General features: G+C 73.6%; 9 protein-coding genes. All 9 read left to right on the top strand.

The window, feature by feature from the left end; all coding sequences use genetic code 11:
* The first annotated feature begins 156 nt into the window (after positions 1-156).
* From CSPHI_RS10620 to CSPHI_RS10580, 9 genes are read left to right on the top strand one after another with little or no spacing between them, the layout of a single operon-like run.
* Positions 157-1,677, top strand: a complete 1,521-nt coding sequence (locus tag CSPHI_RS10620) for a sugar transferase (protein WP_075693150.1) — start codon at positions 157-159, stop codon at positions 1,675-1,677.
* Positions 1,677-2,747, top strand: a complete 1,071-nt coding sequence (locus CSPHI_RS10615) for a glycosyltransferase (protein ID WP_075693148.1) — start codon at positions 1,677-1,679, stop codon at positions 2,745-2,747. The genes CSPHI_RS10620 and CSPHI_RS10615 overlap by 1 nt, the downstream gene beginning before the upstream one ends.
* The gene (locus CSPHI_RS10610; RefSeq protein ID WP_075693146.1) at positions 2,747-5,377 is read left to right on the top strand and encodes a tyrosine-protein kinase domain-containing protein; all 2,631 of its coding nucleotides are present in this window, start codon (positions 2,747-2,749) and stop codon (positions 5,375-5,377) included. Before CSPHI_RS10615 ends, CSPHI_RS10610 begins: the two co-directional genes overlap by 1 nt.
* Entirely contained in the window at positions 5,374-5,925 is a 552-nt protein-coding gene (locus CSPHI_RS10605) for an arsenate-mycothiol transferase ArsC (RefSeq protein WP_075693144.1), read from the top strand. Before CSPHI_RS10610 ends, CSPHI_RS10605 begins: the two co-directional genes overlap by 4 nt.
* Entirely contained in the window at positions 5,919-7,163 is a 1,245-nt protein-coding gene (locus tag CSPHI_RS10600; protein WP_075693142.1) for a hypothetical protein, read from the top strand. The genes CSPHI_RS10605 and CSPHI_RS10600 overlap by 7 nt, the downstream gene beginning before the upstream one ends.
* Positions 7,156-8,229, top strand: coding sequence for a glycosyltransferase (locus tag CSPHI_RS10595; RefSeq protein WP_075693140.1), 1,074 nt, complete (start codon positions 7,156-7,158; stop codon positions 8,227-8,229). The genes CSPHI_RS10600 and CSPHI_RS10595 overlap by 8 nt, the downstream gene beginning before the upstream one ends.
* A gap of 8 nt (positions 8,230-8,237) precedes the next feature.
* Positions 8,238-9,389: a hypothetical protein gene (locus CSPHI_RS12110; protein WP_157118541.1), complete on the top strand. Its 1,152-nt coding sequence runs from the start codon at positions 8,238-8,240 to the stop codon at positions 9,387-9,389.
* A 14-nt stretch (positions 9,390-9,403) separates the two neighbouring features.
* Positions 9,404-10,573, top strand: a complete 1,170-nt coding sequence (locus CSPHI_RS10585) for a hypothetical protein (RefSeq protein ID WP_169840409.1) — start codon at positions 9,404-9,406, stop codon at positions 10,571-10,573.
* Positions 10,573-11,592: an LCP family protein gene (locus CSPHI_RS10580; protein WP_075693135.1), complete on the top strand. Its 1,020-nt coding sequence runs from the start codon at positions 10,573-10,575 to the stop codon at positions 11,590-11,592. Before CSPHI_RS10585 ends, CSPHI_RS10580 begins: the two co-directional genes overlap by 1 nt.
* The last annotated feature ends 3 nt before the right edge of the window (positions 11,593-11,595 follow it).

The following is an 11,595-nucleotide window of genomic DNA, read 5'->3' as shown; positions in this document are numbered from 1 at the left end:
CCCACACGCGACGACCGGCCCGGCATCCGGGAGCCGGCCGCGACCGGCCACCGGGAACCCGCCGGGGAGCCGCCCCGACGCAGCACCGCACCCCGGACCAGCCATGAGCCCCGCGACATCGGTACGCCCCGGGAGCCCCGCGAATCATCCCGCGCCATGGGACACGGCGCGGTGGGCGACATCCTGGACTGGGACCACCTCTCCGGCTACGCCGCCACCGAAATCGAGGACTGGGAGCGCCGGCGCCGGCGGCAGCGGATCCCGATCCTGATCGGCTGGCTGGATCTGCTCTCCCTGGCGCTGGCCTTCGCGGTGGTGGTGCTGCTGCGCACCGACTGGTGCCAGGACACCTGGCTGGTCCGCGAACTCGACATCGCCCCGGCGGCGCTGCGCATGCTGGAGGTCCCCCTGGCGGTGGCCTTCATCGTGTTCTGGCTGGCCCTGCTGCGCTCCCGGGGGCTCTTCGACGACGACGTCTACCGGGACCGGCAGGGCGTGGTGCTGCGGATCACCGAGGCCACCGTGATCGCCTTCGGGGTGCCCACCTTCCTCTCCGTGGCCCTGGGCTGGCAGTACCTGCGCCCGCATGTGCTCATCGCGCTGCCCCTGGGCTACCTGATGCTGCTCTTCAACCACCTGGTGCTCAACCGCCCCATCCTGCGCCGGATGCTCGGCGACGTCACCGGCCGTCAGCTGGTGGTGGTCACCCCCGGCCAGTTCCGCCGCCGGGACCGCCGGGAGTGGCGGGAGCCGATGGCCGGTCTCGGCATCGTCGCCTACCTCATCGTCGACGGCGATGAGCCGCGGTTGTGCACCCCCGAGGGCGAGGACATCGTGGTCGGCCGGGAGGCGCTCACCCCCGGCGTCTTCACCGAGCTCGACATCGACCAGGTCTTCGTGATGTGCCCCTCCACGGTGGGCCAGGAGTGGCTGCGCCGGATGAGCTGGACCTTCGCCCCGATGGGGGTGACGGTCTTCCTCTACCCCAACCTCGCCTCCGCGAACCCGCAGCGGGTGCGCGCCGCCCGGATCGGGGACCTGGCCATGCTCAAGGTGGTTCGGCCAGGCAACATCGGGGCCAACGGGCTGCTCAAGCGCAGCGCCGATCTCAGCGTCGCGCTGCTGCTGGTGCTCCTCTTCTCCCCGGTGCTGCTGATCACGGCCCTGGCGGTGAAATGTGGTGACGGCGGGCCGGTGTTCTACCGGGCGCCGCGGATCGGCCGGGACGGCCGTGAATTCACGATGTGGAAGTTCCGCTCCATGTGCGTCGACGCCGAGGAGCGCATCGACGCGATGCTCGCCGAACGCGGGGGCGGGGTGCTGCTGTTCAAGCTCAAGGACGATCCCCGGATCACCCGGGTGGGCGGCTTCATCCGGCGCTACAGCATCGATGAGCTGCCCCAGCTGTTCAACGTGATCGGCGGCTCCATGTCCCTGGTCGGCCCCCGGCCCCCGCTGCCGCGGGAGACCCCCGAATACGACCGGGACGCTTGGATGCGGCAGACCGTGCGACCCGGGATCACCGGCCTGTGGCAGGTCTCCGGACGCTCCCGGCTCACCGCCGAGGAGGCCATCTCCCTGGACCTGCTCTACATCGACAACTGGTCGATGGCCCTCGACATCTCCATCCTGCTCCGCACCCTGCGGGCAGTGGTCAGCTCGGACGGGGCCTACTGATGGACGGCCGGGTCGGCGCGCGACCCCGGGTGCTGCACATCACCGAGTGCTACGCCGGTGGCGTGGAGACGATGCTCCGCCACTATGCGGCGCTCGTGCCGGAGGCCGATCATCTGCTGTTGGCCAACTCCCGACGCGGTGCGGCGGTGGGCGACGCCGCCGGCACCGGGCTCTTCGCCGAGGTGCTGCCGCTGCCGGAGGATCACCGCGGCGCCATCGCCGAGGTCACCCGGCAGGTGCGGCGGCGGCGCCCGGACGTCATCCACGCCCATTCCAGCTTCGCCGGGGCCTATGCCCGGCTCGGCGCCGGCTGGCTGCCCGGGATGCGACGCCGAATCGCGTACACCCCGCACGGCCTCGCCGTGGAGGACGCCAGCCGGAGCCGGCTCAGCCGGGTCGGGTATGCGGCGGTGGAGACTGCGCTGTCCCCGCTCACCGGGGTCTTCGCCGGCTGCTCCACCCGGGAGGATGAGCTGCTCGGCCGGCTCAACCCGTGGATTCGGCGCCGGCCGGTGCGCAATGCGGTGCCCGCCGCGAACACCGCCGAGGTCGACTGGTCCCCCAATGCGCCCGCGACCATCGGCATCGCCGCCCGGATAGCCCCGCAACGTCGTCCCGAGATGTTCGCCGCCGTCGCCGGGGAATTGCGCCGGCGCCGGCCGGAGTTGCGGATGATCTGGATCGGCGACGGGGATCCCGCGGGGCGCGCGGTGCTGGTGGCCGCCGGGGTGGAGGTCACCGGGTGGCTGCCCCGCGCCGAGGTGCTCCGCCGGGTGGCGGGCCTCTCCGTCTACCTGCACTGCGCCTCCCAGGACGGGTTCCCGTTGGCGGTCCTGGAGGCCGTCGGGATCGGGGTGCCGGTGGTGGTGCCGGACATCCCCTCGCTCCACGAATGCCCGGATGGTGCGCGCTACCGCGACACCGGCGGAGCCACCGCCGCGGTGCTGGCCGCACTCGAGGACCCTGCGGCCGCGGCCGCCGCATGGGCGCCGCTGCTGGCGCGCTACGGGGAACCCGCGCTGCGTGATTCACTGCGCGCCCTCTATCTGCCGGCAGGGGGATCCGCCTGATGCTGGAGCCCACCACGGTCGGCGCCGACACCGCCGAGAAACGCCGCCCCCCGGCGATCATCTGGATCATCGCGCTGGTCATCGCGCTGCCGATCCCCTTCGTGATCCTGCGCGACGTGGTGTTGCCGGGTCGGTTCGCCTACGACGCCTTCGGCATCGCCACGCTCATCCAGTACCCCTACCTGCTCGATCTCTACGACTTCGGCTCCTACGCGGACATCGCCCGCGCCTATTCGGCCATCGGCCTCACCGGGCGGGACCTGATCCCGGCGGGGCTGCTCGGCTACGGCACCATGGCGCTGTCCACCGTGATCGCCCTGTGGCGGGCCGGCCGCCTGCCGCGCCGCACCTCCGCGGTGGCGCTCACCGGCGCCACCCTGGTGCTCGGCGCCGCCTTCCTGGGCACCTTCTCCAAGGAGTTCCTGGTCGCGGTGCTCATCGGGGTGGTGCTGCTCATCCCGGCCGGGTTCGTCGGGGAGGTCCTGGTGATCGCCGCGCTGCTCGCCTTCGGCGCGCTCTACCGGCCCTACTGGACCATCATCGCGGTGGTGTACGCGATCATCCGGCTGATCCTCCGCACCGCGCGGGGCACCCGGGGATTCTGGCTCCTGGTGCCGTGCACCGCGGCGGCGCTGGGACTGATGATCTGGCTGCAGACCGGGCAATCCGCGGATTTCGCCCGGCTCGGCGTCAACGAGTACCGGGGTGCGGAGACGCGCACCCTGATCGAGCGCTTCGTGCACTGGCCGGAACCGCTCGGCGGGGTCGTCAACGTGGTGATCACCACGGTGATGCTGGTCGTGCCGCTGCCGCTGTTCGCGCTGGGCACCATCTACCACGGCTCCTCGGCCCTGCTCATCCTCTTCTTCTGGGTGACCTTCGGCCGCGCGATCGCCAACTACGGGGGCACCCGCCCCACCGGCTACGTCGCCCGGGCGATCGCCCTGGTGCTGGCCTTCCTCCCGGTGCAGGGGCTTTTCGAACCCGACTACGGCTCCGCGCTGCGGCATCTCACGCCCCTGCTGCCGCTCATGCTGCTCACCGTCATCGTCTGGGCGCCCGATGGCCCGGATGATGAGCCGACGGCCGGCGACGGCGCCCCACCGGGGCGGGAAGCCGCCCCACCCAACGACATCACGAAGAACACGACGAATGGAGTGCCCATGAACGAGGTCCGGAGCGATGGCAGCGACCACATCTGGGGTCGGGTGTTGTCCGGGATCACCCGCCTGTGGTGGGTGGTCGTCATCGCGGCTGTCCTCGGCGCGGCGGCCGCATGGGGCATCTCCATGCTGCTGCCGAAGAAGTACACCGCGACGACGGATCTCTTCGTCACCGCCGCCGCGGACACCGGGGACGGGCAGCTCTACAAGCAGGCCCAGTTCTTCCAGCAGCGGCTGAGCTCCTACGCCCAGCTGGTCAAGGGCGACCTCCTGGTTAATCGGGTGATCGGCGACCTGGATCTCTCCTATGAGCCGGAGACGGTGATGAACATGCTGGAGGCCCAGCCCACCCCGGACACGGTGCTGATCACCGTCTCCGCGACCTCCGCGGACCCGGAGGAGGCCCGGCTGATGTCGGATGCCGCATCGAAGCAGCTACAGATCCTGGTCGGCGAGCTCGACGTGCGCGGGGAGGTGCCCGGCGAATCCGACGGCGCCGGGGAGCAGCCGCGGACCCGGCCCCGGGAGGAGGCGCTGACCTCGATGACCATCATCGACGCGGCGACCACCCCGGAGAAGCCCTCCTCGCCGATCTACGCCCGCAACATGGTCTTCGGCTTCATCTTCGGCACCATCCTCGCCCTGCTCGGCATCATCGCCGCCGCGCTCCTGGACCGCACCGTGACCAAGCGTGCCGAGGTCGAGGATCTCACCGGGGTTCCGGTGCTCGGCGAAATCCCCTCCAACTCCGCCTTCGCCGCCGGGGCGGTGCCCGACTACCACGTGGACAACACCCCCGCGGTGGAGGGCATCCGCGCACTGCGCACCAACCTGCGCTTCGTGGACGTGGACAACCCGCCGAAGCTGCTGGCCATCACCAGCGCCACCCAGGGGGAGGGCAAGACCATCACCGCGGTCAACCTCGCCGCCGCGCTTGCCGCGGAGGGGCATACGGTGTGCCTGGTCGACGGGGATCTGCGCCGTCCCCGGGTGGCCAAGGCCCTCGGCGCCGCGATCGAGCCCGCGGTCGGGCTGTCCACCATCCTCGCCGGCGAGATCAGCCTGGAGGAGGCGATCCAGAAGTACGCGGATCGGAGCTTCGACGTGGTCGCCTCCGGCGTGAACCCGCCGAACCCGGCTGAGCTGCTCAGCTCGAAGGCCTGCCGCAGTCTGCTCGAGGACCTCTCCGGGCGCTACGACTTCGTGATCATCGACGGACCGCCGCTGCTGCCGGTCACCGACGGGGCGCTGATCGCCGCCGCCGCGGGGGCGACGATCCTGGTGGTGCGCCACGGCATCGCCCGCTACGAGGAGGTGGCCGCCGCCACGGAGGCGCTGGCCACCGTCAACGCGCACCTCATCGGCACCGCCTTCAACCGGGTCCCGGACGGCTCCCGGCACGGGTACAAGTACTCGTACACCCCGGACGGCGCGAAGGGCAGGCCCGCGAAGGCCCGCACCTCATGACGGGCCGGGGACCCGGGGCGCCCCGGCTGCTGTTCGTGTGCACCGGCAACATCTGCCGGTCACCCTTCGCGGAACTGGCCACCGCAGCCTGGGCGCGGCGCGCCGGGCGCCCCGTCGGGGTCTCCTCCGCCGGCGTCTCGGGCCTGGTCGGCCATCCGGTGGACCCCGGGATGGCCGCCGAACTGGCGGCCCGCGGGATCGCCCACGAGGGCTTCGCCGGCAGCCGGCTCACCGCGGCGCGGGTCGCCGCCGCCGATGTGGTGCTGTGCATGCAGCGGCACCATCTGGAGGCGGTGCTGCGACTCCGCCCGGCGGCGCTCCGCCGCACCCTGCTGCTCGACCACGCCGCCGCGCTCGCCGCCGCCGGGGCGCTGCCGGCGGCCGGGGGGATCACCACCGTGCAGCGTGGGGCGGTGCCCGCCGAGGACGGGGGCATCCCCGACCCCTACGGCGCCGGGGCGGCGGAGTTCCGCGCCGTCGCGGCACGCATCGAGGCATGCCTGGACGCGGTGCTGCCCGCGCTGCTCGGGGGCGGGCCGGCGTGCTGAACCTGAGATCCCGGATCCCGGCGGGCGGGGTGCGCAGCGTGGGCACCGGGCTCATCGCGCAGACCGCGACCTTCGCCTCCATGCTGATCCCGATGGCGCTGGGTCGGCTGGAGCAGGTCGGGTACATCGTGGTGGTCTCCGCGATCGCCTCCATCGCGGCGCGGATCTGCGGCCTCGCCTTCCCCGCCATCTACCCGGTGCTGCCGGAGGAGCGCACCGCCGCCGCCATCGGGGCCACCGTGCGCACCGCCGCCCTCGCCGCGGGCGCCGGGGCCGCCGCGGGGGTCGTGCTGCTGCTGCGCGGCTCCGCCCTGGGCCCGATGATCCTGTGGTCCACGGCGATGACGGTGACCATGGTCTGCTACGAAATCGTCAACGGCATGTTCGTGCGGCAGTCCCGCTACGCCGACTACGCCCGGGTTCGGCTGTGGTACGGCCTGGCCAACCTCGGATCGGTGTGCGCCATCTCGGCGTTCACCGACTGGACCCAGGCGCTCGCCGCCACCGGGGTGTTCGCCTATGCCGTGGGGTGGTTGGCGGGTGCCCGCGTTCTGCGCACCCGGGTGCTCGGCGCCGTCACCCACAGCAGCACCCGCGAGACCCTGGGGTACATGAGCCGGCACCGCACCGCGATCCTCGCGCAGACCGTGGACGTGTTCGGATCCCAGTTGCCCGCCCTGTCCGTGGCCGCGGTGGGCGTGACCACCGGCGCGGGCATCGCCTGGTCCGGGCTGCAGCGCATCGCCGGCGGGATCGTGACCACCTTCCTCATGCTGATCGCGCCGGGCCTGGACATGCGGGTCGCCGAGGCGGTGCGCTCGGGGGACCGGGTCCGGTTGCGCCGGCAGGTCAACCGCTCCCTGGGCATCGCCCTCGGCCTGGCCGCGCTCGCCACCGCGGTGACCGTGCCGGCGACCATCCTGGTGCTCTCGCTCAGCCGCGATTTCCACGTCGGGGCGCCCCTGGTGGCCGTGCTGGCGGTGTTCTGCATCTCCATCTTCACCCTCGCCGCGATCATCAAGTACCTGCTCATGATGGGCGCCACCCGGTACGTCGCGATTTGGTCCGGGCTGCGCGCGCTCAGCGCCGCGCTGATCCTGTACCTCCTCGGCGGCGACCTCATGATCTGCGTCGTCGCCGGGCACTCCCTGCTGTTCATCCTGCTGCTCATCGGGTTCATCCAGGCAACGCTGCGCCGGGCGGGCCGGACCACCCCGGAAGGACACCCCCATGCCTGACCGTCCCCTGCGCATCCTGCACGTCAACGCCAAGGCCGCCTGCGGCGGCGCGGAGATGATGATCCTGCGTTTCCTGGAGCGCTCCGCCGAGCGCGGTGACGTCACCGGGGCGGCGATGGCCCCCGGGGACTGGGCCCCGCGCTTCGCCGAAGCCGCGGATCAGTGGTACGACCTGCCCCTGGTGGCGCGCTCCCCGGCGCGGTTGGCCGGGCTGGTGCTGCGGCTGCGCCGGGTGATCCGGGACTTCCGGCCGGAGGTGATCCACGCGCACAACCCCACCATGATGCTCGGCGTGACCCTGGCCAGCCGGGGCCTCGGCGTGGGCCTGGTGGGGACGGTGCACGGCAACGAGACCGGCGACTACCGGGCGGAGGCGGCGATTTGCCGGCTTTTCCCCGGACCGATTACCGCGGTGACCCCGTACATCTCCGGGGAGCTCTTCCGGCACCGGGTGCGCGAGGTCGTCACCATCGCCAACGGCGTCGCCGCCGGACCGGGGCCGCTGCCCCGGGCCGAGCTCGCCGCGCGCTTCGGCATCCGGCCGGATCGGCCCCTCGTCGTCGGCGTGGGCCGGCTGGCCACCATGAAGCGCTGGCACCTGGCCATCGACGCGATGGCGGAGGTGCCCGACGCGACGCTGCTCATCTTCGGGGAGGGCCCGCTGCGCGCCGACCTGGAGGCCCGGATCCGGCGGCTCGGCCTCGACGATCGGGTGCGGCTGCCCGGCGTGGTGCCCGATGTGCGCGCCTGCACCGCCGGCGCGGACTGCGCCCTGGTCACCACCTCCGGGGAGGGCTGCTCCCTGGCGCTGCTGGAACTGCTCGCCGCGGGGGTGCCGCTGGTCGCCGCGGACGTGCCCGGGATCTCCGACACCGTCGGCCCCGCCTCGGCGCTGATGGTCGACGCCGCGGACACCGCCCAGCTGGCCGGGGCGATCCGCGCCATCCTGGACGGCGATCCCGGCGTCGCCGGCCGGGTGGCCGCCGGCCGGGAGATCGCGGGGGAGCACTCCGAGGAGCGCATGATCGACCGCTACTTCGACTGCTACCGGCGGGCCCTGCGGTGATCCCCGCGGTGCTGGAGCGGATCCGCGCCGACCGGCGCTGGGACGAGGTGGTCACCCTCCGGATCCTGGAGGGGCGGCCCGGCGGGGACGCGCCGCTGTCCCGGATCGGGCCCGGGAGGGTGTCGGCGATGATCCGCGCCGCCATCCCGGGTGCCGTGATCACGGTGGTCGATCTGCCCGAGGGGGAGCTCGCCGACGCCGTGGCCGGGATGCACGCCCGCATCGCCGGGCGCGGCGGCCTGGGACGCGATGAGGTGCTCCTCGCCGATTGCGGCCCCCACCTGGCCCTCGCCTACTCGCACCGCCACGGCGACGGCCCCACGATGCGGGCCCTGCTCGCCCCGCTGTACCACCACCTCCGGGGCGGTCCGGGCAGCCCGGCGGGGCGTCCGTTGCGCCGGTCTAGGTTCCCGCTGCCCACCCTGATCGGCGTCGCGGCCCGGCGCGGGCTGCGGCGGCCGGCCGGTGCGGTGGCGGCGGCGCGCGCCCTGCTGCGGGAACGCCGCACCGCCCCCGCGGTGCCCGACGGGGGCCTCGTCCCGGCGGTGGCGCGCTATCGGGTCACCGACTGGATCCATGTCGGGCCGGGGCGCCCGCCCCGCGGCCTGCACCTGGCCGCGGCCTGGCGGGAGGCCCTTGACGGGGCCCTCGAGGAGGGGGTCCTGCACCCCCGGGATACCTGGGTGAACGTGGGCCTGAGGCGATCCGATCCCCGCCTGGCGGACCTCGCCGGGAACTTCGTGACCCGGATACGGCTGGCGTCCGGGGCGGATCCGGACGTGGCCGCGGCGGCGACGCACCGGATCGTGATCTCCGATCTGCCGTTGCTGCGGGCCGGCGCCAGTGGTCTGGTGCAGCTGCTGCGGCAGCTGCCGCGCCCCACGGTGGTGGAGCCGGTGGTGCCGGCGATCGCCGGCACCGGGCCCAGCCGGGGCCTGGCGGTCAGTTGGAGCCACAACCGGGTCGACGCTGCCGGGTTCGGGGAGGTCGCCTGCACCCTGGCCCCGCCCGGGGGGATCGCGGTGCTGGCTTACCAGTGCGGGGATCGACTGCGGATCCTGCTGTCCTGCCACGTGGCCGACGATCTCGGTGCGACAATCGAGGAGACCACGGCCGGGCTGCTGCGCGCGGCCGGTTACCGGGAGGAGCCGGGAGGATGAATCCGCTGCGGCGCATGAGCCGGGTGGTCTACGACAACCGCTGGGACGGGGTGGCCCTGCTCAATCTGCTGCCCGCCCCGGAGGGGCGGCCCCAGCCCGGCTACGGGGGCATCGGGCGGGGCACCCTGACCGCCATGTTCCGCCGCTCCTACCCCGGGGTGCAGCTGATCTTCCTGGAGGACCTGCCGGAGACCGCCGACGCCTCGGCGGCGCTGGGGCTGATGCATGAGGCGCTCGCCGCCCGCGGCGGCCTCGGCGTGGACGAGATCGTGGCGGCCCGCGCCGGGCGGCGCATGCTCTGCGCCATTTCGCACCGGCACGGCGACGGCCCCACGGTGCTGTCCTCCCTGTTCCCGCATTGCGCCTATGTCGAGGGAGGCCCCGCCAAGCGGGTGCCGGAGGGGTTCGGCCGTCGGCGGGTGACCCTGCCGGCGATCATCGCCGCGGCCGCCACCGCGGCGCTGCGCCGGCCGGCGACGGCGGTGCACGCGATCCGGGAGGCGTTCGCCGAGGAGCGGGCCGTGGCCGGGGCCCCGCCGCCGCGGCTGCAGCCGGCGCGGGGCCGGTACCGGGTGCTGCGCTTCACCCGGCCGGATCCGGCCGACCGCGGGCCCCGGGCCATCGATCGGGCGGTGCGCTGGCGGGCCGGGGTGGCCCGCGCCCTGGGCCCCGGGGCCCTGGATCCCTGGCAGTCCTGGCTGATCGTCACCCTGCGCTGGCATCCGCTGCTGGCGATGCGCGCCGGCAACGCCACCACCCGGATCCGGATGCCCGCGCACCCCGACGAGGAGGTGGCGATCGCGCGCACCCGGCGCCGGGCGCGCTCGGCCTTCCCGCTGTTCCGGGCCGGGTTCAGCGCCACGGTGCAGCAGGCCCGGCAGCTGGCGGCGCTGCCGCTGCCGGAGCATCATGCGCGCTCCTGCGGCTACGGGCTGACCGCCGAGGCACCCACCCGGGGGCTGGCCACCGCCTGGACGCACAACCGCTTCGACGACGACGCCCCCGAGGGGATCGCCACCTCCGCGGTGTTCCCCGGGCTCATCGCCGCCAACGTCTACGACCGGGGCCCGGATTCGACGATCATCGTCTCCGCCTACGTCGACGAGGCGACCATGGCCGCGATCGTCGCCGCCACCCGGGGGATGATGACCTCCTTCGGCTACGAGGAAAGGGACCCCGCCTGATGGCCATCGCCAACCCGTGGAAACGGCTCAGCGCGCGCACCCGGAAGATCCTGCGCACCATCGCGATCTCGATCACCGCGGTGCTGCTCCTCATCGCGGTGGCCTCGGTGGGCCTGGTCGCCTGGCTGATCTCCGGGGTGGGCCGGCTCGACGAGGTCGCCGAGGGCCCCGGGCCGGCCGCCGCCGGCACCGCCGATCCCGTCTACCTGCTCATGGTGCGCGACACCCGGCTGAACCAGACCGCCGCGGGCGCCGATGTCGGCCGCACCGACTCGATGGCGCTGATCCGGCTCAAGGAGGGGGTGTCCATCGACGTGGTGCAGCTGCCCCGGGATCTGCTGGTGGACATCCCCTCCTGCCCGCTGCCCGGGGGCGGGGCCACCGAGCCGATCACCACCAAGCTCAACGCCGCCTACGCCTACGCCTCGGTGGAGGACCCGATCGCCACCCCCTCGGCGCATGGCGCGGCCTGCGCCACGCGCACCGTGGAGGAGCTGGTGGGCTTCGACATCGCCGGGGCGGCGGTGCTGGACATCGCCGCGGTCGGCGAGATCGTGGATGGCCTCGGCGGGGTGGAGCTGTGCGCCACGGTGGCCCAGGCCTCCGGTTTCGCCGGGGTGCAGCCGGGCTGCCAGGACATCGACGGCGCCACCGCGGTGCGGTTCGCGCGCACCCGGGTGGGCGTGCAGGACGACTCCGACATCTCCCGGCTGGAGCGCCAGCGCGCGCTGCTCACCGCGGTGGCCGCGCAGCTGCGCCGGCAGTCCCTGCCCGGGGATCTGCCGAAGCTGATGGGCCTGGTGCGCGGGGTGGGCGGGGAGCTGTCCGCCGATGAGGGGATGGTCACCCTGGGCAACGCCAACCGGGTGGTGCGCACCCTCAAGGGCGGCCGGTACACGGTGCGCCGGATGCCGGTGGAGTCGGCCGGGGACGGGGTGAACCTGGTGCCGGGGGCGGGCGCGGACGGGCTGTGGCGGGCGATGCGCGCCGGGGAGCGGCTGCCCGCCGTCGAGGACTGAGCC

The sequence above is a fragment of the Corynebacterium sphenisci DSM 44792 genome (assembly GCF_001941505.1).
In the GTDB taxonomy this organism is placed as follows: domain Bacteria; phylum Actinomycetota; class Actinomycetes; order Mycobacteriales; family Mycobacteriaceae; genus Corynebacterium; species Corynebacterium sphenisci.
Note: the sequence above shows the minus strand (reverse complement) of the source record. Positions and strands in the feature narration are given on the sequence as shown.

What these genes read in the sequence shown, in the direction of transcription:
- CSPHI_RS10620 (WP_075693150.1), top strand. Translation starts at nt 157, where the DNA reads ATGGGACACGGCGCGGTGGGCGACATCCTGGACTGGGACCACCTCTCC.
- CSPHI_RS10615 (WP_075693148.1), top strand. Translation starts at nt 1,677, where the DNA reads ATGGACGGCCGGGTCGGCGCGCGACCCCGGGTGCTGCACATCACCGAG.
- CSPHI_RS10610 (WP_075693146.1), top strand. Translation starts at nt 2,747, where the DNA reads ATGCTGGAGCCCACCACGGTCGGCGCCGACACCGCCGAGAAACGCCGC.
- CSPHI_RS10605 (WP_075693144.1), top strand. Translation starts at nt 5,374, where the DNA reads ATGACGGGCCGGGGACCCGGGGCGCCCCGGCTGCTGTTCGTGTGCACC.
- CSPHI_RS10595 (WP_075693140.1), top strand. Translation starts at nt 7,156, where the DNA reads ATGCCTGACCGTCCCCTGCGCATCCTGCACGTCAACGCCAAGGCCGCC.
- CSPHI_RS10585 (WP_169840409.1), top strand. Translation starts at nt 9,404, where the DNA reads ATGAGCCGGGTGGTCTACGACAACCGCTGGGACGGGGTGGCCCTGCTC.
- CSPHI_RS10580 (WP_075693135.1), top strand. Translation starts at nt 10,573, where the DNA reads ATGGCCATCGCCAACCCGTGGAAACGGCTCAGCGCGCGCACCCGGAAG.